Below are 21239 nucleotides of genomic sequence, written 5' to 3' on the forward strand. Positions count from 1 at the left end.
ATCCGGCAGCAAAGGAGGCGCACCGCGGATCGCCGCCACCGGCTGGTTGCCCGACGTCACGCGCTTGCCCGTCGCTCGGCGATTGCGGACAAATCCGCGAGCGCTTCGGCGCCGAGCGCTGAGCTAGCACGTGAGAACCATTTCTTCGGATAACCTGTGAATTCTGTTCGCTTTATGGACTTCCGGGCAGGCCGGTTACATGCTCTGCTGGGGCGATGTGGCGCGCCGCTTCAAACGCGAGTACCAAATCTGCGCAGGTTTGCACTTGGTTTGTGGACGCAACAGTCGCTACCATGATCAGCAAATACCCATAGTTGACCGTTTCCCTCTTCAGCCCCTGGTGGAGGTCATATCGATGAGCACGACATTCGCTGCCCGCCTGAACCGTTTGTTCGACACCGTGTATCCCCCCGGGCGGGGGCCGCACACCTCCGCAGAGGTGATCGCGGCACTCAAGGCGGAGGGCGTGACGATGTCGGCTCCCTACCTGTCGCAGCTACGTTCCGGCAACCGCACCAACCCGTCCACGGCCACGATGGCCGCGCTCGCGAACTTCTTCCGCATCAAGCCCGCGTACTTCACCGACGACGAGTACTACGAGAAGCTCGACCTGGAATTGGCGTGGCTGGCCAGCTCGCGCGACGAGGGCGTGCGCCGCATCGCCCAGAAGGCCGCGGGGTTGTCCCCCAAGGCTCAGCAAGACCTGGTAGAGCGTGTCGACCAGCTGCGCCGTGCGGAGCACCTGGACGCCTGAGCCGGCCTGCCCGGCCGCGACCTGATGGACCACCCTCGGCCTGCTGCGTTTAGGGTTGGCTGAGCGATCGCGCACGCGCACCGCGATAGTCCACGAGATACCGGGAGGCGTCCGGGAATGGGCCTGTTCCGCAAGCGAAAGAGCCGTGCGACGCGTCGCGCCGAAGTCCGCGCGATCAAAGCCCGTGCCCGGCTCGAGGCGAGGCTGGCCGCCAAAAACGACCGCCGTCGCATCAAGAGCGCCGAGCGCGCCGCGGACAAGGCCATCAGGGCGCAGATCAAAGCCCAGCAGGACAGCGACAAGGCGGCGCTGAAGGTCGCCGACGCCCAGCTCAAGGCCGTCCGCGAGGGCAAGCTGCTGTCGCCGACGCGGATCCGCCGAGGCCTGACGGTGGCGCGGCTGCTCGCCCCGGTTCTGACACCGCTGATCTATCGGGGGGCCATCGCGGCCCGTGCGCTGATCGATCAGCGGCGCGCGGACCAGCTGGGGATCCCGCTGGCTCAGATCGGGCAGTTCTCCGGGCACGGCGCCCGGCTGTCGGCCCGGATCGCCGGTTCGGAGCAGTCCCTGCGCAGCGTGCAGGAGAAAAACCCCAAGGACGCCGAGACCAAGCAGTTCGCGGCTGCTGTCACCGAACGTCTGAGCGATCTGTCCGCGGCTGTGACCGCCGCGGAGCACATGCCGTCGGCCCGCCGCCGCGCGGCGCACGCCGCGATCTCGTCGCAGCTCGACGGCATCGAGGCCGACTTGATGGCCCGGCTCGGGTTGAGCTGAGATGGCGCACGCCAACCGGTGGATTGCGCGCGCCTGCGCCACCCTGCTGCTGGCCGTCATGGGCCTGGCGGCGCTCCTCGCCGCGCAGGTGGCGTCCGCGCACGCCACTCGGGTGGCCGCCGAACCGGCGGACGGCGCCGCGGTGACCGCCGGGCCGAACCGGGTCAGCGCGACGTTCAACGAGCCGTTGCAGTCCAATTTCGCCGCCATGACGGTCGTCGGGCCCGACGCCAACCTGTGGTCGACCGGGAACCCGACCGTGCAGGGAGCCGTCGTCAGCGTCGGCGTGCGCCCGCTCGGACCGGTGGGCAGTTACACCGTGAACTACCGGGTGGTCTCCGCCGACGGGCATCCCGTGGTCGGGTCGTGGGCGTTTCGGCTGACGCTGGCCGGGTCGGGCGTGCCAGGCCCGAGGGCGGATCAACCGAATGGCGACGGCAGGATGGGCCCACCTGGCTTGGCGGCCACCCGGACGGACACGGGCCACGACGGGACCGGCCCGGCCAGCCCGGCGGCGGCCCGGCCCGATACGGGCGACGACCCGCCGGTCTGGCCGTTTGTCGTGGTGACCGTGCTCGCCGTCGGCGCCGCCGCGCTGTGGGCGGTGCGCCGCAGGCCCTGACCCTGGTCACCGAGACGCCCGAACGCACCCTGGCATGATGGGACCCGACGAACCCGGCACGCAACGCGGAAAGAAGCTGTAAAGGAGCGGCCGCATGGCAGACCCGCAGGAACAACCCAACCCCGAATCCCAGGGCGAATCGACGCCCCCGGCCAAGAAGCCGCCCGCGAAGGCCGCCAAGAAAGCCCCCCCACCGCCTGCCGACAAGGTGCCCGCCGACAAGGCACCGGCCAAGAAAGCACCCGCGAAGAAGGCGCCCGCCAAGAAAGCGCCGGCCAAGAAGGCGCCCGCGAAAGCTCCGCCCCCCAAAGCTGAAACCCCCGCGCCGGCGCCGCCCAAGCCCGCCGAAAAGCCGCTCGACGCGGCGCAGCGGATCGAAACCAACGGTGACCTCGCCGCGGCCGCCAAAGATGTGGCGGCGCAGGCGAAGTCAACCGTGGAGGAGGCCAAGCCAGTCACCCGCGAACCGGCACTGCCGGAATCGTCGGGCAGCAACCCGCTGCCACTCGCGGTCGCGGTGGCGCTGAGCCTGTTGGCACTGCTGCTGATCCGTCAGCTGCGGCGCCGGTGACGGTGTCCTTTCGCGCCACCGCCGACCTTGTCGACGACATCGGGCCCGACGTACGCAGCTGTGACCTGCAGTTCCGTCAGTTCGGCGGCCGCACGGAATTCGCCGGCCGGATCAGCACCGTGCGGTGCTTCCAGGACAACGCCCTGCTGAAGTCGGTGCTGTCGGAGCCCGGCGCGGGTGGGGTGCTGGTAGTCGACGGTGCCGGGTCGTTGCACACCGCGCTCGTCGGCGACCTCATCGCCGACCTGGCCCGCTCCAACGGCTGGGCCGGCCTGGTGGTGCACGGCGCGGTGCGGGATGCGGCCGCGCTGCGCGGCATCGACATCGGCATCAAGGCGCTCGGGACCAATCCCCGCAAGAGCACCAAGACCGGAGCCGGCGAGCGCGACGTCGAAATCACGCTGGGATCAGTGACGTTCGTCCCGGGCGATGTCGCCTACAGCGACGACGACGGCATTGTGGTCGTCGCTGCAGACGGGTCTTAGATCCTCTTAGACCGGGACCGACGCGCGCTTCTTCTTCGCGAAGCGCAGGCCCTCGTCGGCGACCTTGCCGCGCCGGATCGTGCGCATGTCGAAGAAGTAGTTCTGCTTGAGCCGCCACGGCGCGCGCGACCCCGATTTGGGCAGCAGGTGCATCGAGCGCTGGAAGTAGCCCGGGTTGAAGTCCATGAACGGCAGTTCGTCCACGTCGTTGCCCGGATGCTGCGGCTCGACGGTGTCCAGACCCTTGTCGTCCATATAATTCAGCAGCCGGCAGACGAATTCCGAGACCAGGTCGGCCTTCAGCGTCCACGACGCGTTCGTGTAGCCGAAGGTGATCGCGAAATTCGGGACACCGGAGAACATCAGGCCCTTGTAGGTCATCAGCGACGTCAGCTCGATGGGCTCACCGTTGCGCGACGGGCTCACCCCGCCCAGCAGCTGCATGTTCAGACCCGTTGCGGTGACGATGATGTCGGCCTGGATCTCCTCCCCCGAGGCGAGCTTGATGCCGGTCTTGGTGAACCGCTCGATGGTGTCGGTGACGACGTCGGCCTTGCCGTGCCGGATGGTCCGGAAGAAGTCGCCGTCGGGCGCCAGGCACAGGCGCTGGTCCCAGACGTTGTAGCTCGGCCCGAAGTGCTTCTCGACGTCGTAGCCCTTGGGCAGGCGGCGCTCGGCCATCGTCATCAGCAGCTTGCGCATGTATGCCGGACGCTTGCGCGCGAGCTGGTACTGAAACGTGCTGAACGCGATGGCCTTCCAGCGGTTCGCCAGGTGCGCCAGGTGGTCGGGCAGCAGCCGGTTGGCCTTTTCGGCGAAGGGGTCCGTGCCGGGCAGCGAGCCGATGTAGGTCGGTGAACGCTGCAGCATCGTCACGTGCCCGGAGCCGGAGTTCACCAGGGCCGGGATCAAGGTGATCGCGGTCGCGCCGGATCCGATGACGACGACCTTCTTGCCCGAGTAGTCGAGGTCCTCCGGCCAGTGCTGCGGATGGATGATGGTGCCCTCGAAGTCTTCGGAGCCCGGGAAGGTCGGCGAGTAGCCCTCGTCGTAGTTGTAGTAGCCGGTGCACGCGAACAGGAAGGAGCAGGTGATCTGGCTTTGCGTGCCGTCATGCTCCACGGTCAGGGTCCAGAGGTTGTCGGCGTCGGACCAGTCGGCGGCCAGCAGGCGGTGGCCGTAGCGGATGCGCCGGTCGATGCCGTTCTCGACCGCGGCCTCGTTGATGTACTCCTTGATCGAGGCGCCGTCGGCGATCGACTTCGCCGACCGCCACGGCTTGAACCGGAAGCCGAGGGTGAACATGTCCGAGTCGGACCGGATGCCGGGGTATTTGAACAGGTCCCAGGTGCCGCCCAGGTCGTCACGGCGTTCCAGGATGGCGTAGCTCTTGGACGGGCAGCGTTCCTGCAGGTGCCAGGCCGCGCTTACCCCCGAGATGCCGGCGCCGACGATGACAACGTCAAGGTGCTCAGTCATGGCGCCACGTTATCAACGCAGTGTCGAGCAAGTCAACAGGGTGTCGAATTTCTCAACACCATGTAAGGTGGCTCGGGTGAGCCCCGCCAGTTCGACCCGCGTCCCGCGCAGCCGGCGATCCAGCCGTCCGTCGGGCGACGACCGCGAGCAGGCGATCCTCGCGACGGCGACACGTCTGCTCGCAGAGCGACCGTTCGCCGACATCTCCGTCGACGACCTGGCCAAGGGCGCAGGCCTGTCGCGGCCCACGTTCTACTTCTATTTCAAATCCAAAGAGGCGGTGCTGCTGACGCTGCTGCAGCCGATGATCGACCGTGCCGACGCCGAGTTCGACGGCGCGATTGCGCGGTTACCCTCGGATCCGCACCGGATGTGGCGCGGCGGGATCAAGGCGTTCTTCACCGCGTTCACCTCACACCGCGCTGTCGCGCGGGCAGGGACCGCGGTGCTGGCCAGCAGCCCGGAGTTCCGGGCCGTATGGTCCGGCTTCATGCAGCGCTGGATCGACCAGACCGAGGCTCTGATCGTCGCCGAGCGAGCGCGCGGTGCCGCTCCGGAGACCATTCCTGCCGCCGATCTCGCCACGTCGCTCAACCTGATGAACGAGCGCACCATGATGGCCAGCCTGTCGACCGAGCAGCCCGCCGTCAGCGAGGAGAACGTCGTCGACACGCTCGCCCACATCTGGGTCAACAGCATCTACGGCGAGGCGCGTTAGCCCCTTGGCGGGCCGGCCGCCGAACGTGAAGCTCGCCGCACGCTCGGCGGGTGCGGGGTCGGCAGGTAATTGACGAATCCGGTCGTCTGTATACAATTTGTAGCCATGGGCGTTCCGGCCACCCGCAGATGGGGCGAGATCGTGCACTCGGGGCGCAGGTTCGGCTACGACGCCATCCTGCGGACGGCCTGATTCTTGGACGTCCAGGTACGCCGCTCGCGCGGTAGGCCGCCCGGTGGCGGCAAGGATGCCGACCAGGCGCGCGAGGCTTTGCTCGACGCCGCGGAGCGCTGCCTCCTCGACCGCGGCACCCGGGGCGCGACGATGGACGCCATCGCGCGGGAGGCCGGCTACACCCGCACGATCGTCTACCGCCACTTCGCCTCGCGGGAAGAGCTGGTCAAGGCTATGGTCACGCGCCTGACGACGCGACATATGACCGCGCTGGTCAAACGCTTCGACCCGCGCGCCGACTTTGCCGAGCGAGTGACCGAGACGTTCGTCGTGCTCGCGACGGAGTGGACGAGGGAGCCCATCTTCGCGTTGCTGTGGGATCGCGGCGACGGGCAGAGCGTAGTCGATTACCTGGCGAACGACACGCCCGTTCCGGGCATCGTCGAGTCGGTGCTGACGGCCCAGCAGGCGCGCATGCCGGTGTTGCGCGCAGGACTGCGGACCATAGACGCCGCCCACTATCTGATCGTCTCGGCGATCAGCCTGCTGCGCGACGGCATCCCCGGCTCCACCGACGTCGAGCAGGTCCGCCGATTTGTCCGGGTGTTCGTGCTGCCCGGTCTGCTGGCCGACCCGCCGCCCGTCGAGCCGGTCTTCCCGCCCGTCGGTCCTGCTCGATGCCTGGAAAGTTCCACGTGAAACCACCGCGGGGAGCGAGAGGCCGCAATTAGCATCGACATATCGACGAGAGTGGGGGGTCTCCAATGGTTAGAGCCTGGACGACGGGCGCGGTAGCGGTGCTAGTGGCGGTGATGTTGACGGCCTGCGGCGGCGGCAAGACGCTGGACACCGCCGATCTCAAGTCCCGCGTCACCGCCGACATGAACAAGTCCGGCCAGCTCACCGGGGTCTCCCTCACTTGCCCGGACAAGGTGGATGCCAAGGTCGGGGCGACACTCGAATGCCCGTTCACCGCCACCGCGAGCAGCGCGAATCCCCCGACCGGATTCAGCTCGCCGAGCGGGTCAAACCCGCAGGTCAGCGGCAAAGTGACTGTGACGCTGAAGGACGAGGAAGGCAAGCGCTACAACTACACGGGCAAGTACTCCGGCGGGAACATGTCCGGCGAGGTGAGCTCGTATAACGGCCCGTAAGGCGACTTGTCATACCGCCATGCGAACATCTGTTCGTGCGGCGTGAGGCATCCATCCTGCACGCGGACCTGGACTCGTTCTATGCGTCCGTAGAACAGCGCGACGACCCGACGTTGCGGGGCCGCCCGGTGATCATCGGCGGCGGCGTGGTGCTCGCCGCCAGCTACGAGGCCAAGGCCTACGGCGTGCGCACCGCGATGGGCGGCGCGCAGGCCCGACGGCTGTGCCGCGACGCCGTCGTCGTGCCGCCGCGCATGAGCGCCTACTCCAAGGCCAGCGACGACGTGTTCGAGGTCTTCCGCGATACCACGCCCCTGGTCGAGCCGCTGTCCGTGGACGAGGCGTTCCTGGACGTCGGCGGCCTGCGCCGGGTGTCGGGGACGCCGGTCCAGATCGCGGCGCGGCTGCGGGCCGACGTCCGCGACCGGGTCGGCCTGCCCATCACCGTCGGGATCGCCCGCACCAAGTTCCTCGCGAAGGTGGCCAGCCAGGAGGCCAAGCCCGACGGGCTGCTGCTGGTGCCGCCGGATCGCGAGCTGGCGTTCCTGCACCCGCTCCCGGTGCGGCGGCTGTGGGGCGTCGGCGCGGTCACCGCCGACAAGCTGCGCGCGCACGGCATCACCACGGTCGCCGAGGTGGCCGAACTGTCCGAGTCGACGCTGGCCGCGCTGGTGGGCGGCGCGATGGGCCGCCAGCTGTACGCGCTGTCCCGCAACATCGACCGCCGGCGGGTGAACACCGGCGTGCAGCGCCGCTCGGTGGGCGCCCAGCGCGCGCTGGGCCGGGCCGGAAACCGCATGTCGCCCAACGAAATCGACGCGGTGGTGGTCAACCTGGTCGACCGCATCACCGGCCGGATGCGCGCCGCCCGTCGCACCGGGCGCACTGTCACGCTGCGGCTACGGTTCGACGACCTGACCCGCGCCACCCGCTCGCGCACGCTGCCGTGGGCGACGTCGTCGACCCAGCCGATCCTGGCCGCGGCGCGGCAGTTGGTGGCCGCCGCCACGCCGCTGATCGCCGAGCGGGGCCTGACGCTGGTGGGTTTCGCGGTGTCCGGAATCGACCGCGCCGGCGCGCAGCAGCTGACGCTGCCCTTCGCCGGCGAACCCCGCGAGGTGGACGCCACAATCGACGAAATACACCGCCGCTACGGCAAATCCGCGCTCACCCGCGCGGTGCTGGTTGGCCGCGATCCCGGCCTGGAGATGCCGCGCCTGCCGGACTGATGCACTCTGTCCCGGCTGTCGGGAGTCCGTGCTTTAATCGGCCTCGTGGCAGAACTGGTTGACTATCGAAGTGGCGATCCCGAGCCGTGGCTGGCGACAATCGGCGACATCTCCATCTCGCAACACTGGGTAATGACGCCGACGGGCCCGCACCCAATCCAGGGCTCGGTGTGGACCGTGACGGATATGTCCTATTACCAGGAAAGCGTGTCCACCGCGGGAATCGTCCTGGCGATAATCTTCGTGTGGTTCTGCCTGCTGGGGTTGCTGTTCCTGTTAATGAAGGACCGCAAGATGGTGGGCTATATCCAAGTCACCGTGCAGGGCAACGGTTTCCATCACGCCGCGATGATCCCCGCACGGGACCCTCAGTCGGTCCTGGGTGTCAACCAGATGGTGAACTACGCGCGATCGCTGGCCTCCGCGGCCTGAGCCATCGCCGCCCCATTCCGCCTAGGACGCGGCCCACTCCAGCAGCCGCTCGGCGGGCCACGTGTTGACGATCCGCTCGACGTCGATGCCGGCGTCCAGGGCCCGCTGCGCGCCGTAGCCGAGGAAGTCCAGCTGCCCGGGCGCGTGCGCGTCGGTGTCGATGCTGAACACGCAGCCGATGTCGCGGGCCAGGTTCAGCAGCCGCGTGGGCGGATCGCGGCGCTCGGGACGGGAGTTGATCTCGACGGCGGTGCCGTGGTCGCGGCAGGCGGTGAACACCTTCTCGGCGTCGAACTTGGACTCCGGCCGGATGCCGCGGCCGCCCGCGACCAGCCGGCCGGTGCAGTGGCCCAGCACATCGGCGTGGCCGTCGGAGACGGCGCGGAGCATCCGCCTCGTCATCGCGGCCGAATCCATCGACAGCTTCGAGTGCACGCTGGCCACCACGATGTCGAGGCGCTCCAGCAGTTCGGGCTCCTGATCGAGGCTGCCGTCGTCGAGGATGTCGACCTCGATGCCGGTCAGGATGCGCATCGGCGCGAACTGGCCGCGCAGCCCGTCGATCACGTCGAGCTGCTTGCGCAACCGCTCCGGCGACAGCCCGTTGGCGATGGTCAGCCGCGGCGAGTGATCGGTGAGCGCGCAGTACTCGTGGCCGAGCGCCGCCGCGGTGGCCATCATCTCCTCGATCGGCGCCGAGCCGTCCGACCAGTTGGAATGCAGGTGCAGGTCCCCGCGTAGCGCCGCCCGCACCTCTCCCCCACCGAGATCGCCTGCCTCGGAACGCAATTCGACCAGCAGGTCGGGCTCGCGGCCGGCCCACGCCTGCGCGATGACCTTCGCGGTCTTGGGTCCGATGCCCGCGATCGTCTGCCAACTGTTGGCCTGACCGTGCCGCTCGCGCGTCGCGTCGTCGAGGCGTTCGACGATGTCGGCGGCGTTGCGGTAGGCCATCACGCGCCGTGGGTCCTGCCGGTCGCGGTCCTTGTAGTAGGCGATCTGCCGTAGGGCGGTTACTGGGTCCATAGAAACTGCTTAGCCACAAATCCGGCGAGAATCACTGCGAAGCCGCCCATTTCCCCGACGATCAACAAACCCATGAGTAGACCGGTGCCGCGCACCGGATGCGCGAACTGGTTCTCGGTGTCACGGCGTGCGCCGTGCAGGATGTACGTCCCGATGGCGAGGACGAAGAAGAGCACGACGACCATCGCGGCGGTCAGGTTCACCCACGCCGGCCAGGCGCTGAGTGCGACAAAGACCGCGATCAGCGCCGTCGCGAACGAGTAGAGCAACGCCGCCCGGTGCGCGATGTCAACGTACACGTGCGCGCGGTGATCGTCGGCGAGCATGATCTGCCGGTACTTCCACACGCCGAGGCCCAGCGCCAGCAGGAAGATCAGCCCGGCCGCCAGCAGCGTGATCCTGGTGTCTATTCCGATAGTCATGGTTCAACCGATCGTAGAGCGCGGGACTACGGTCGAGTCCATGCGCTTCGCCTTCAAGACCTCACCACAGAACACGACTTGGACCGACATGCTTGCCGTCTGGCAGGCCGCCGACGACATCGACGTCTTCGAGTCGGGCTGGACGTTCGACCACTTCTATCCGATCTTCTCCGACCCCACCGGTCCCTGCCTGGAGGGCTGGACGACGCTGACCGCGCTGGCGCAGGCCACCACGCGGCTGCGGCTGGGCACCCTGGTCACTGGCATCCACTACCGCCACCCTGCCGTCCTGGCCAATATGGCCGCCGCGCTCGACATCATCTCGGGTGGCCGGCTCGAGCTGGGTATCGGCGCCGGCTGGAACGAGGAGGAGTCCGGCGCCTACGGCATCGAGCTGGGCAGCATCCGGGAGCGCTTCGACCGCTTCGAGGAGGCCTGCCAGGTGCTGATCAGCCTGCTCAGCGAGGAGACGACGACCTTCGACGGCAAGTTCTACCAGCTCAAGGACGCGCGCAACGAACCCAAGGGCCCGCAGCGCCCACACCCGCCGATCTGCATAGGTGGCAGCGGCGAGAAGCGCACGCTGCCGCTCACCGCGCGCTACGCCCAGCACTGGAACTTCGCCGGCGGCACGCCCGAGCAGTTCGCCCAGAAGCGCGACGTGCTGGCCGCGCGCTGCGCGGACATCGGGCGCGACCCGAAGGAGATCACATTGTCGGCGCATCTGGGCCTGGGGCCCGACCGCGACTACCAGCAGGTCATCGAGAACGCGGCGGCGCTAGGGGCCGAAGGTCTGGACCTCGGGATCGTCTACATCGCGCCGCCGCACGACGCCGCGGTGCTCGAGCCGCTGGCCGAGGCGATCCGCGATTCGGGACTGTGGGAGGCGGGCTGATTTCGCGGCCGGGTCCGCGAGCGCCGCAAGGCCCCGGGCAAACATACGGTCGCCGCGGGGCGCGTCGTCACACTCCGAATGCCAGCAGTTCTTCCGCGGTAATCAGGCGCTCATGCTTGGCGGGGAACTCGTGGCTTCTGACCGGGTGACGCAGCCATGTCCTGGCGATTCGCCCCATCCGTGTGTGGGTTACTGGCTTTACATGCACGGTGATCACTCCTGCGATCGGCTAACTCGACCGGGCCCCCCATGTGCCCGCTGTGTGACGGGGCCCACAGGCAGTTATTAGACACCTATCGGCTGGCAAACTGTCAGCGACGCGCCGAACGATTATCAAATGTTTCAAATGTGACTGATGTGGTTAAGTAAGCGGCGCAGCCGTCGGCTTGACCGGCGCGGGCAGCGCGCTGGACCCCATCAGATGCCGGTCCACCGCCGCCGCGGCGGCCCTGCCCTCAGCTATCGCCCAGACGATCAGTGACTGGCCCCGGCCCATGTCCCCGGCCACGAAAACGCCGGGCACCGAGGTGTCGAAATCGGCGCCGCGCGCCACGTTGCCACGATCGGTGAGCTTCACCCCGAGTTCGGTCAGCAGACCCGGCTTCTCCGGACCGACGAACCCCATCGCGAGCAGCACCAAGTCCGCTTCCAACTCGAAGTCGGAGTCCTCGACTTTGACGAACTTGCCGTCCTGCATCGTCACCTCGTGCACCTTGAGCGCGGTGACGTGCCCGTCATTGCCGACGAACTCCTCGGTGTTGACCGAGAACACCCGCTCGCCGCCCTCTTCGTGCGCCGACGAGACCCGGTACATCAGCGGGTATGTCGGCCACGGGGTCGACGCGGCGCGGGTCTCCGGCGGGCGCGGCATGATCTCGAATTGGTGGATGCTGGCCGCGCCCTGGCGGTGCGCGGTACCCAGGCAGTCGGCGCCGGTGTCGCCGCCGCCGATGATGACCACCTTCTTGTCCCTGGCGGTGATCGGCGGTTCCCCGTCGGGCCCCAGGACTGAATCATCCAAGTCGCCCGCTGCATACCGGTTGCCCCACGGCAGGTACTCCATCGCCTGGTGGATGCCGTCCAGGTCCCGGCCGGGGATCGGCAGGTCACGCCAGTCGGTGGCGCCGCCGGCCAGCACGACGGCGTCGAAATCGGCGCGCAGCTGTTCGGCGGTGAGGTCCACGCCGACGTTGACGCTGGCGCGGAACTCGGTTCCCTCAGCGCGCATCTGGTCCAGGCGCCGGTCGAGGACGCGCTTTTCCATCTTGAATTCCGGAATGCCGTAGCGCAGCAGCCCGCCGATCCGGTCGGCCCGCTCGAAGACGGTGACGCTGTGGCCGGCGCGGGTCAGCTGCTGGGCGGCGGCCAGGCCCGCCGGGCCCGAACCCACCACGGCGACCTTCTTGCCGGTCAGCACGTTCGGCGGCAGGGGCTCCACCCAGCCCTCGTCGAAGGCCCTGTCGATGATCTCCAGCTCGATCTGCTTGATCGTCACCGGATCCTGGTTGATGCCCAGCACGCACGCCGGCTCGCACGGTGCCGGGCACAGCCGGCCGGTGAAGTCGGGAAAGTTGTTGGTGGCGTGCAGCCGCTCGATCGCATCGCGGAAGCGGCCCCTGCGCACCAGGTCGTTCCACTCCGGAATCAGGTTTCCGAGCGGACAACCGTTGTGGCAGAACGGAATGCCGCAGTCCATGCAACGCGTCGCCTGGTGTTGCAGGGTCTCGACGTCGAATTCCTCGTAGACCTCGTGCCAGTCCTTGAGGCGGATCGGGACAGGCCTGCGCTTCGGCAGTTCCCGATGCGTGTACTTCAGGAAGCCGCTGGGGTCAGCCATGCGCGGCCGCCATGATCGCCTTGTCGACGTCGTCGCCGTCACGTTCGGCCTGCGCGATCGCCTGCAACACCTTCTTGTAGTCGCGCGGCATCACCTTGACGAAGTGCCGTTGCTGCCCGCGCCAGTCGGCCAGGATGCGCTGGCCGACAGCGGAATCGGTGGCATCGACATGGGCCTGGATCACGCCGTGCAGGAACTCCGCGTCGTCCTCGTCGAGCGTTTCGACGTCGACCATCTCGGTGTTGAGATTGTCGGGCAGCTCCTCTTCGGGGTCGTAGAGGTAGGCAACCCCGCCGGACATTCCCGCGGCGAAGTTCCGGCCGGTGCGGCCCAGGATGACGACCCGGCCACCGGTCATGTACTCGCAGCCGTGGTCGCCCACGCCCTCGACCACGGCGTGCGCGCCGGAGTTGCGGACCGCGAACCGCTCGCCGACCACGCCGCGCAGGTACACCTCGCCGCTGGTGGCGCCGAAGAGGATCACGTTGCCCCCGATGATGTTTTCCTCGGCGACATAGTCCTCCGGCGCATTGTCGGGCGGTCGCACCACGATCCGCCCGCCGGACAGACCCTTGCCAACGTAGTCGTTGGCGTCGCCGTAAATACGCAATGTAATCCCCTTGGGCACGAACGCCCCGAAGCTGTTGCCGGCGGACCCGTCGAACGTGATGTCGATGGTGCCGTCCGGCAGCCCTTGGCCGCCATAGGCTTTCGTCACCTCGTGACCGAGCATGGTGCCCACCGTGCGGTTGACGTTGCTGATCGTAGTGGAGAACCGCACCGGCTTCTGCGAATCCAGCGCCTCCCTGCTCATCACGATCAACTGCTGGTCCAAGGCCTTGTCCAGGCCGTGGTCCTGACGCGAGCTGCAGTACAGGTCCTGGTTCATGAAAGCCGACTCCGGCTCGTGCAGCACGGGCGCCAGGTCCAGTCGGTGCGCCTTCCAGTGGGCGCGGGCCAGCGTGGTGTCCAGCGCACCTGCCTGGCCGACGGCCTCGTTGAGATTCCGGAAGCCCAACTGCGCCATGTACTCCCGGACCTCTTCGGCGATGAACATGAAGAAGTTCTCCACGAACTCCGGCTTGCCGGTGAACCGCTCGCGCAGGACCGGGTTCTGTGTGGCGACGCCGACCGGGCAGGTGTCCAAATGGCAGACCCGCATCATGATGCAACCGGCCACCACCAAAGGCGCGGTGGCGAAACCGAATTCCTCGGCGCCCAGCAGCGTCGCGATCATCACGTCGCGGCCCGTCTTGAGCTGGCCGTCCACCTGCACCACGATCCGGTCGCGTAACCCGTTGAGCAGCAGCGTCTGCTGCGTCTCGGCCAGGCCCAGCTCCCACGGCGCGCCCGCGTGCTTCTGCGACGTCAGCGGGGTGGCCCCGGTGCCGCCGTCGTGCCCGGAGATCAGCACCACGTCGGCGTGCGCTTTAGAGACACCAGCAGCAACGGTGCCAACCCCGTTCTCCGACACCAGCTTCACGTGCACGCGCGCCGACGGGTTGGCGTTCTTCAGGTCGTGGATCAGCTGCGCCAGATCCTCGATGGAGTAGATGTCGTGGTGCGGCGGCGGCGAAATCAGCCCCACACCCGGCGTCGAGTGCCGCACCGACGCGACCCACGGGTACACCTTGTGACCCGGAAGCTGGCCGCCTTCACCGGGTTTCGCGCCCTGGGCCATCTTGATCTGGATGTCGGTGCAGTTGGTCAGGTAGTGCGAGGTGACGCCGAATCGCGCCGAGGCGACCTGTTTGATCGCGCTGCGGCGCCAGTCGCCGTTGGAATCGTGCTCGAACCGCCGGACGTCCTCGCCGCCCTCGCCGCTGTTCGAGCGGCCGCCGAGTCGGTTCATCGCGATGGCGAGGGTCTCGTGCGCCTCCGCCGAAATCGAGCCGTAGCTCATCGCGCCGGTGGAGAAGCGCTTGACGATCTCGCTGGCGGGCTCGACCTCCTCCAGCGGAATCGGGGGGCGCACGTCGCCACGGAATTTCAGCAGACCGCGCAGCGACGCCATCCGCTCGCTCTGGTCGTCGACCAGCCGGGTGTACTCCTTGAAGATCTTGTACTGGCCAGTGCGCGTGGCGTGCTGCAGCTTGAACACGGTCTCCGGGTTGAACAGGTGGTACTCGCCCTCGCGGCGCCACTGGTATTCCCCGCCGACCTCGAGTTCGCGGTGCGCGCGCTCGTCGGGCCGATCCAGGTAGGCCAACCGGTGCCGCGTCGCGACGTCGGCGGCGATGTCGTCGAGCGTGATGCCGCCCGTCGGGCAGGCCAACCCGGTGAAGTACTCCCCGAGCACCTCCTCGGAGACGCCGACGGCCTGGAACAGCTGTGCGCCGGTGTAGGAGGCCAGCGTCGAGATGCCCATCTTGGACATCACTTTCAGCACACCCTTGCCGGCGGCCTTGATGTAGTTGTTCAACGCCTTGTCGCGGTCGATACCGTCCCCGACGTCCAGGACACCCCGGTCGAGCATGTCCTCGATCGACTCGAACACCAGGTAGGGGTTGACCGCCGCGGCGCCGCAACCGACCAGCATCGCCATGTGGTGCACTTCGCGGGCGTCACCCGACTCGACGACCAACCCCACGTGGGTGCGGGTCCGGTCGCGCACCAGGTGGTGGTGCACGGCGCCGACGGCCAGCAGCGACGGGATCGGGGCCATCTGCTCGTTGGAATCGCGGTCGGACAGGATGATGACCCGGGCGCCGTCCGCGATCGCCGCCGAAGCCTGCGCGCGCACGTCGTCCAGCGCGGCTGCCAGCCCGGCGCCACCTTCGGCGACCGGGTACAGACAGCGAATCACCTTGGAGCGCATACCGTGTGGGCGCCCGTTGACCTCGTCGTCGGGGTTGAGGTTGATCAGCTTGGCCAGGTCGTGGTTCCGCAGGATCGGCTGGGACAGCACGATCTGGTGGCAGGAATCCGGGTCCGGGCTGAGCAGGTCGCGCTCCCCGCCGGTGGTGCCCTGCAGGCTGGTCACCACCTCCTCACGGATGGCATCAAGCGGCGGGTTGGTCACCTGAGCGAACAGCTGCTGGAAGTAGTCGTAGAGCATGCGGGGCCGCTGCGACAGCACGGCGATAGGGGTGTCGGTACCCATCGAACCGAGCGCCTCGGCGCCGGTGCGGACCATCGGCGCCACCAGCAGGTTGAGCTCTTCGTAGGTGTAGCCGAAAGCCAACTGGCGCATGACAAGTCGGTCGTGCGGCATCCGCACGTACTTGCCCTGCGGCAGCTTTTCGATGGGCACCAGACCCTCGTCGAGCCATTCCTGGTACGGGTGCTCGGCGGCCAGTTCCGCCTTGATCTCCTCGTCGGAGACGATGCGGCCTTCGGTGGTGTCCACCAGGAACATCCGGCCGGGCTGCAGCCGCATCCGCTTGACCACCTTGGAGGGGTCGAGGTCCAGCACGCCGGCCTCCGACGCCATCACCACCAGGCCGTCCTCGGTGACCCAGATCCGGGACGGCCGCAGGCCGTTGCGGTCCAGCACGGCGCCCACGATGGTGCCATCGGTGAAGGTGATCGACGCGGGGCCGTCCCACGGTTCCATCAGAGAGGCGTGATACTGGTAAAACGCCCGACGCGCGGGGTCCATCGACTCGTTGCGTTCCCAGGCCTCGGGGATCATCATCAGCACCGAATGCGCCAGGCTGCGCCCGCCCAGGTGCAGCAGTTCGAGCACCTCGTCGAAGCGCTGGGTGTCGGAGGCGCCCGGCGTGCAGATCGGGAACAGCTTCTCCACATCGTCTTCCGAGCCGAAGATGTCGGTCTTGATCAGCGCCTCGCGGGCACGCATCCAGTTCTCGTTGCCGGTGACGGTGTTGATCTCGCCGTTGTGGGCCACCCGCCGGAACGGGTGCGCCAGCGGCCAGGACGGGAAGGTGTTGGTGGAAAAGCGTGAGTGGACGATGCCCAGCGCGCTGGTCAGCCGATCGTCTTGCAGGTCAAGGTAGAACGCTTTGAGCTGCGGGGTGGTCAGCATGCCCTTGTAGACGAAGGTGCGGCCGGACAGGCTTGGAAAGTAGACGGTTTCGCGACCCGGGCCGTCCTGGCCGGGGCCCTTGGTCCCGAGCTCGTGCTCGGCCCGCTTGCGCACGATGTAGCAGCGTCGCTCCAGGTCCATGTCGGAGGCGCCGGCGATGAACACCTGCCGGAAGGTCGGCATCGCGTCACGGGACAACGCGCCCAGCGACGAGTCGTCGATCGGCACAGTGCGCCAGCCCAGCACCTGCAGGCCCTCGGCTTCGGCGATTTTCTCCACCGCGGCGCAGGCCGCGGCCGCGTCCTTGGACGACTGGGGCAGGAATGCGATGCCGGTGGCGTAGCTCCCCGCGGCGGGCAGCTCGAAGTCGACGACCTCGCGAAGGAATGCGTCCGGGACCTGAATCAGGATGCCGGCGCCGTCACCGCTGCGTGGCTCGGCCCCCTGTGCACCGCGGTGTTCGAGGTTGAGCAGCGCGGTGATCGCCTTGTCGACGATGTCGCGGCTACGGCGGCCGTGCATGTCCACGACCATGGCCACCCCGCACGAATCGTGTTCGTACGCGGGGTTATAAAGCCCGACGCGCTTGGGCGCCATACCCACCTGCCCCTTCACCAGACTTTCTGCACGGCCCTTTTATAAACGGCTCCGACTAGGCCAACACCCCGATGTTGCGGGCCAGACCTCACCGGTCTTGTCGATAGGCTGTCCGTCAAGCGGAGATGATTCGGTCAGGGATTCGTCCGTGCAGCGCTGAACGGTGGCCCGATAACCGATCTCGACAAGTCGTAAAACGATATGACAAAACCCGCCTGACATGCCAACTTCCCTAATACTAACCTGCATCGCCGCTGCGCGTGACCTGCAGCGAAGCCGCCGACCGACGGCGCCGCTACGTGCGGTTTTCGTCACTTTCCCGCCGCCGCGGCGGCTGCGGGACCGATTCGTCCGCCGCCCACTCCAACCGCCGACGTGAGTTTGCTGGGTTAGGCGGCAGAGGGCCTCGAAGGCCTGCCCTCGTCGTTGTACGCGGCGTTGGCGTGTTTGCGCGATACTCATGGAGGCCTACAAGCGCGCCCGAGCCTTCGCGTCCGCACTCGTGCGGCAGGCCGGTGACAGATACTGGTTCTGGCAACCCGAGGAGTCCATGAACGAGCCCGACGAATTCCTGCGTGACCGGCTGCGTCCCGGCGCCCCTGACGCGCGGCCACCCGCGGGTCCCCCGCCTGCTCCGCCGCATGGTCCGCCGCTTGGTCCGCCGGCGCGGCCACCCGCGGGCCCCCCGCCGGCCGGTCACCCGGCCCCGCCCCCGCCTCCGCCGCCCCCGCTCCGCCCCGCGCCCGGTCTTCCCCCAGGTCCGCCGCGCCCCCATCCGCCGGCACCCGGTCCGCCACCGGCGCCCCAGCCCGCCCCGCCGGCGCACTGGGCCGATTCGGCGTTCGGACCCCCGCAGACCCCCCTGTTGGCAATCGCGCCGCTGCCGGCCGACCACGGCTGGCGGCGACTCGTCCGGGTGCTCACGTTCGGCCTGGTCAAGCCGGGCCCGTCGGCCGCGCAACGCGAGGAGGCCCAGTACCGGGCGGCCATCCAGACCTCCCTGCGCGGCAACCACAAGGTCGGCGTGCTGGGCAAGGGCGGCGTCGGGAAGACCTCGGTGGCGGCCAGCGTCGGATCGCTGCTCGCCGAACTCCGGCAGCAGGATCGCGTCGTCGCGGTGGACGCCGATACCGCCTTCGGCCGGATCAGCAGCCGCATCGACCCGCAGGCGACCGGCTCGTTCTGGGAGCTGACCGGCGACACCAACCTGCAGACCTTCAGCGACGTGATCGCCCGCGTCGGCCGCAATCCGGTCGGCCTCTACGTGCTCGGGGGTGAACCGGCGGCAGGCCCACGCCGGGTGCTCGATCCGGCGATCTACCGGGAAGCCGCGCTGCGGCTGGACCGACATTTCGCGATCTCGGTGATCGACTGCGGCTCCACGATGGACTCGCCGGTAACCCAGGAGGTGCTGCGCGACCTGGATGCGCTGATCGTAGTGTCCTCGCCGTGGGCGGACGGGGCTTCGGCCGCCGCGCGGACGCTGGAATGGCTGTCCGACCACGGGCTGGAGCGACTCCTGCGCAACACCATCGTGGTGCTTAACGATTCGGACGGTCATGCCGACAAGCGCACCCGCGCGTTGCTGACCCACCAGTTCGTGGACCATGGGCAGCCGGTGGTCGAGGTGCCGTTCGACCCGCACCTGCGGCCCGGCGGAGTCATCGATGTGCGCCACGAGATGGCCGCGGCGACGCGGCTGAAGTTGATGCAGGTCACGGCGGCGATCACCGGGTACTTCGCGTCCCGGCCGGCCGTCACGCGGGACCGTCCGCATCGCTGACGAGTTACGCGCCCCGCGCGGCCGGGTCGGCGACCGCCTCGATCTTGGTGACCAAGCCGTCGCGGATGGTCAGCACCACGGCAGCGAAGAGCCGCCGCTCGGCGAAGGCGAGCACGACCGGCTGTCCGGCGGGGCCGCTGACCAGCGTCACCCCTGGCCACAGGTATCGCAGCAGGTTGGTGGCCACCGCGTCCGGGCCGCGGTTGACTTGCGGCGGGGGCGGCGGGTCCGCGAGGACCGTCCCCACGCCCCAGACCGTCGGATCCAGGACCGCGGTCAGCGCGGCGACGTCGCCGTTGGCGCACGCCGTGATGAACTTCTCGGTCACGAGCTGGTGCTCGGCGGGGGTCACCGCGGTCAGCCTGGGTTGCGCCGTGCCGAACTTGCCGCGGGCCCGACGGGCGAGCTGCCGGCAGGTGCCCGCGGGGCGGCCGACGGCTTCCGCGATCGTGTCGAACGGCAGCCCGAACACGTCATGCAGCACGAAGGCAACTCGCTCGCCCGGTGTGAGCCGGCGCAAGACCTCCAATAACGCGCTGCCGACCTGATCGTCGAGGGTGACGCGGTCGGCCGGGTCGCCGAATGCGCGGGCGTCCCGAACGTCGTCTCCGGCGTCACTGGCGTCACCCGGGCGTTCATAGCGGGCCCGCGCCGAGCGCACGTGATCCAGGCACAGCCGACTGGTGACCACGGTCAGCCAGCCGCGGACGTCGTCGATCCGGTCGGGGCCGGCGCGCGACAGTCGCAGAAAAGCCTCCTGGGCAATGTCTTCGGCGTCACCAACGTCCCCGATGATCTGGTAGCCGAGATTGACCAGGTACGCCCGATGTCGACGCGACGCGTCGGTGACCTGTTCGCTCGCGGACTGCTTCATGTGTCACCGACGATCCAGGGCCCCGAAAAGTTACCGATTTCCGACTGTAACTTTCGGCTCTTTCGGTCCGTCCTTGGTGTGCACAGCATCTCCCCCGGCCAACCTGTTCACCAACTAAGGAGTCGACATGCCCGAACCACGTCCGCCGCGCTACCTCAAGCCGATGAACAAGCTGATGATGGCGGTGCAGAAGCTCGGCATACCGACGGGTCCCGCGATGGTGCTGACGGTGCCGGGCCGAAAGTCGGGTCAGCCGCGCAGCACGCCGATGACGCCGTTCGAGCATCGGGGCGACCTCTATGTAGTGGCCGGTTATCCGGGGGCGGACTGGGCGGCGAACGCCCGGGCCGCGCGCGTCGGCACGCTGGCCAGGGGACGCCGCACCCGGCAGGTCAGAATCGTCGAGCTCACCGCCGCGGAAGCACGCCCGGTGCTGCGCGTCTTTCCGATCGAGGTGCCGGTGGGGGTGGCGTTCGCCAAGCGCTCGGGGATGGTCAGGGATGGAACGCCCGACGAGTTCGAGGCGCTGGCCGGGCGGATCGCGGTCTTCCGGTTCGACCCGATGCCGGGCCCGTAGCGGAGTCGCAGCCGGACGCGGGTTCGCGCCGCGCCGCCTTCCGCCCGCCGAGCCGGCTGCGGCCCCAAACGAAAGACAACGCGGGAAATCCTTCGATTTCTCGCGCTGTCTTTGCGCCGGCTTCGGGGCGCCGGTCTTACTGTCGCCGTGCCTCGCACCCCTCGATTCGCGGCTCGGTCGCTAGCGGGTCAGGCTGACCTGGCGGTCTCGCGCACCGGGTAGCCGTTGCGCTCGGCGAGAGAACGCAGCTGGCCCAGGGCGAATGACCGCGCCCGGCCCGTCTCGGGGATGACGACGCCGGCCCACAGTCCTTCCGCGCCCGACGACTCGACCGCCTCGCGGGCGCAGGCCCACCGCCGCGGGCATGCCCGGCACAGCGCCTTGGCCTCGTCGTCGGGGGCCGTCGTCCAGCGGTCGGGGTCCTTGGTGCAAGCACCGAGCTGGACGCCAGCCGAGACGTTGACCGAAAGGTAGAGAGCTGTTGCGGTCATAGCGCTTCGTTCCTCCTGAAAGCGTTGCAAGTCTGTGTCGTACCGGTCAGTACGGTATAGCACTAACCGTCGCAGTGCAACAGTTTGGTTCCGTCTGGTCGCTTCGGGTGTCTGCGAAGTGCTGCGGTTGACGTTGCGGCTGCGTTGCCTAGAGTCACATTTCTGCTGCTCATTGCTCGCTACACCGTAAACTATATCCAACGGCAACTATACAGTTGCCCAGGTAACTGCCAGGTTACTGACAGCATTCTTTACTGTAGAGTGAACCGTAGCGATAGGCCGCTGATGGCCCGGGCACCTGCGTCGGCATGGAAGCGGGATTGTGACGCAGAACTGTAGCGCCGCCGTAGCGACGGA

At 68.2% G+C, this 21239-nt stretch carries 20 protein-coding genes; 13 read left to right on the forward strand and 7 right to left on the reverse strand.

Features of this window, described 5'->3' with window-relative positions; translation table 11 throughout:
• The first annotated feature begins 355 nt into the window (after nucleotides 1-355).
• The 5 genes from AC5Y5V_RS00555 (at nucleotide 356) to rraA (ending at nucleotide 3206) form a co-directional block, all read left to right on the forward strand.
• Entirely contained in the window at nucleotides 356-754 is a 399-nt protein-coding gene (locus AC5Y5V_RS00555) for a transcriptional regulator (RefSeq protein ID WP_499930495.1), read from the forward strand.
• Between the two features lie 117 nt (nucleotides 755-871).
• The gene (locus tag AC5Y5V_RS00560; RefSeq protein WP_499930496.1) at nucleotides 872-1528 is read left to right on the forward strand and encodes a DUF6474 family protein; all 657 of its coding nucleotides are present in this window, start codon (nucleotides 872-874) and stop codon (nucleotides 1526-1528) included.
• Nucleotide 1529: 1 nt separating this feature from the next.
• Nucleotides 1530-2150 (forward strand): copper resistance CopC family protein, encoded by a 621-nt coding sequence (locus AC5Y5V_RS00565; protein WP_499930497.1) that lies wholly within the window; start codon nucleotides 1530-1532, stop codon nucleotides 2148-2150.
• A 94-nt stretch (nucleotides 2151-2244) separates the two neighbouring features.
• Nucleotides 2245-2721, forward strand: coding sequence for an Rv3852 family protein (locus AC5Y5V_RS00570; RefSeq protein ID WP_499930499.1), 477 nt, complete (start codon nucleotides 2245-2247; stop codon nucleotides 2719-2721).
• The gene (gene rraA, locus AC5Y5V_RS00575) at nucleotides 2718-3206 is read left to right on the forward strand and encodes a ribonuclease E activity regulator RraA (RefSeq protein ID WP_499930500.1); all 489 of its coding nucleotides are present in this window, start codon (nucleotides 2718-2720) and stop codon (nucleotides 3204-3206) included. Before AC5Y5V_RS00570 ends, rraA begins: the two co-directional genes overlap by 4 nt.
• Nucleotides 3207-3212: 6 nt before the next feature.
• On the opposite strand, the gene AC5Y5V_RS00580 is transcribed toward rraA, so the two are convergent.
• On the reverse strand, nucleotides 3213-4685 hold the full coding sequence (locus tag AC5Y5V_RS00580) for a flavin-containing monooxygenase (RefSeq protein WP_499930501.1): 1473 nt from the start codon (nucleotides 4683-4685) through the stop codon (nucleotides 3213-3215).
• Between the two features lie 76 nt (nucleotides 4686-4761).
• On the opposite strand from AC5Y5V_RS00580, the gene AC5Y5V_RS00585 reads away from it, so the two are divergent.
• The 5 genes from AC5Y5V_RS00585 to AC5Y5V_RS00605 all read left to right on the forward strand — a co-directional run bounded on the left by AC5Y5V_RS00585 (nucleotide 4762) and on the right by AC5Y5V_RS00605 (nucleotide 8392).
• Nucleotides 4762-5403 (forward strand): TetR/AcrR family transcriptional regulator, encoded by a 642-nt coding sequence (locus tag AC5Y5V_RS00585; RefSeq protein WP_499930503.1) that lies wholly within the window; start codon nucleotides 4762-4764, stop codon nucleotides 5401-5403.
• A gap of 195 nt (nucleotides 5404-5598) precedes the next feature.
• Nucleotides 5599-6276, forward strand: coding sequence for a TetR/AcrR family transcriptional regulator (locus tag AC5Y5V_RS00590; RefSeq protein WP_499930505.1), 678 nt, complete (start codon nucleotides 5599-5601; stop codon nucleotides 6274-6276).
• A gap of 65 nt (nucleotides 6277-6341) precedes the next feature.
• Complete coding sequence (locus tag AC5Y5V_RS00595; RefSeq protein WP_499930507.1) at nucleotides 6342-6731, forward strand: DUF4333 domain-containing protein; 390 nt, start codon at nucleotides 6342-6344, stop codon at nucleotides 6729-6731.
• Between the two features lie 29 nt (nucleotides 6732-6760).
• On the forward strand, nucleotides 6761-7960 hold the full coding sequence (dinB, locus tag AC5Y5V_RS00600; protein WP_499931086.1) for a DNA polymerase IV: 1200 nt from the start codon (nucleotides 6761-6763) through the stop codon (nucleotides 7958-7960).
• A gap of 45 nt (nucleotides 7961-8005) precedes the next feature.
• Nucleotides 8006-8392, forward strand: coding sequence for a hypothetical protein (locus AC5Y5V_RS00605; RefSeq protein WP_499930510.1), 387 nt, complete (start codon nucleotides 8006-8008; stop codon nucleotides 8390-8392).
• A 21-nt stretch (nucleotides 8393-8413) separates the two neighbouring features.
• Here AC5Y5V_RS00605 and AC5Y5V_RS00610 read toward each other — a convergent pair whose 3' ends face one another.
• Both AC5Y5V_RS00610 and AC5Y5V_RS00615 read right to left on the reverse strand, forming a co-directional pair.
• The gene (locus tag AC5Y5V_RS00610; RefSeq protein ID WP_499930512.1) at nucleotides 8414-9418 is read right to left on the reverse strand and encodes a PHP domain-containing protein; all 1005 of its coding nucleotides are present in this window, start codon (nucleotides 9416-9418) and stop codon (nucleotides 8414-8416) included.
• Nucleotides 9406-9840 (reverse strand): hypothetical protein, encoded by a 435-nt coding sequence (locus AC5Y5V_RS00615; RefSeq protein ID WP_499930514.1) that lies wholly within the window; start codon nucleotides 9838-9840, stop codon nucleotides 9406-9408. The genes AC5Y5V_RS00610 and AC5Y5V_RS00615 overlap by 13 nt, the downstream gene beginning before the upstream one ends.
• 40 nt (nucleotides 9841-9880) lie before the next feature.
• On the opposite strand from AC5Y5V_RS00615, the gene AC5Y5V_RS00620 reads away from it, so the two are divergent.
• A complete protein-coding gene (locus AC5Y5V_RS00620; RefSeq protein WP_499930516.1) occupies nucleotides 9881-10735 on the forward strand; it encodes an LLM class F420-dependent oxidoreductase in 855 nt (284 codons plus the stop codon).
• Nucleotides 10736-11096: 361 nt separating this feature from the next.
• Here AC5Y5V_RS00620 and AC5Y5V_RS00625 read toward each other — a convergent pair whose 3' ends face one another.
• Together AC5Y5V_RS00625 and gltB are read right to left on the reverse strand one after the other, a co-directional pair.
• Nucleotides 11097-12572: a glutamate synthase subunit beta gene (locus AC5Y5V_RS00625; protein ID WP_499930518.1), complete on the reverse strand. Its 1476-nt coding sequence runs from the start codon at nucleotides 12570-12572 to the stop codon at nucleotides 11097-11099.
• Nucleotides 12565-17157, reverse strand: coding sequence for a glutamate synthase large subunit (gene gltB, locus AC5Y5V_RS00630; protein ID WP_499930520.1), 4593 nt, complete (start codon nucleotides 17155-17157; stop codon nucleotides 12565-12567). The genes AC5Y5V_RS00625 and gltB overlap by 8 nt, the downstream gene beginning before the upstream one ends.
• Before the next feature lie 550 nt (nucleotides 17158-17707).
• On the opposite strand from gltB, the gene AC5Y5V_RS00635 reads away from it, so the two are divergent.
• Complete coding sequence (locus tag AC5Y5V_RS00635; RefSeq protein WP_499930522.1) at nucleotides 17708-18940, forward strand: MinD/ParA family ATP-binding protein; 1233 nt, start codon at nucleotides 17708-17710, stop codon at nucleotides 18938-18940.
• A gap of 4 nt (nucleotides 18941-18944) precedes the next feature.
• On the opposite strand, the gene sigI is transcribed toward AC5Y5V_RS00635, so the two are convergent.
• Nucleotides 18945-19814 carry an RNA polymerase sigma factor SigI gene (sigI, locus tag AC5Y5V_RS00640; protein WP_499930524.1) on the reverse strand — a complete coding sequence of 290 codons (870 nt, stop codon included), beginning with the start codon at nucleotides 19812-19814 and terminating at the stop codon, nucleotides 18945-18947.
• Nucleotides 19815-19941: 127 nt separating this feature from the next.
• On the opposite strand from sigI, the gene AC5Y5V_RS00645 reads away from it, so the two are divergent.
• On the forward strand, nucleotides 19942-20391 hold the full coding sequence (locus AC5Y5V_RS00645; protein WP_499930526.1) for a nitroreductase family deazaflavin-dependent oxidoreductase: 450 nt from the start codon (nucleotides 19942-19944) through the stop codon (nucleotides 20389-20391).
• A 188-nt stretch (nucleotides 20392-20579) separates the two neighbouring features.
• Here the strand turns inward: AC5Y5V_RS00645 and AC5Y5V_RS00650 are convergent, their stop codons facing one another.
• Complete coding sequence (locus tag AC5Y5V_RS00650; RefSeq protein ID WP_499930528.1) at nucleotides 20580-20882, reverse strand: WhiB family transcriptional regulator; 303 nt, start codon at nucleotides 20880-20882, stop codon at nucleotides 20580-20582.
• Nucleotides 20883-21239: the final 357 nt, after the last annotated feature.

It is taken from the genome of Mycobacterium sp. NGS68, assembly GCF_059812195.1.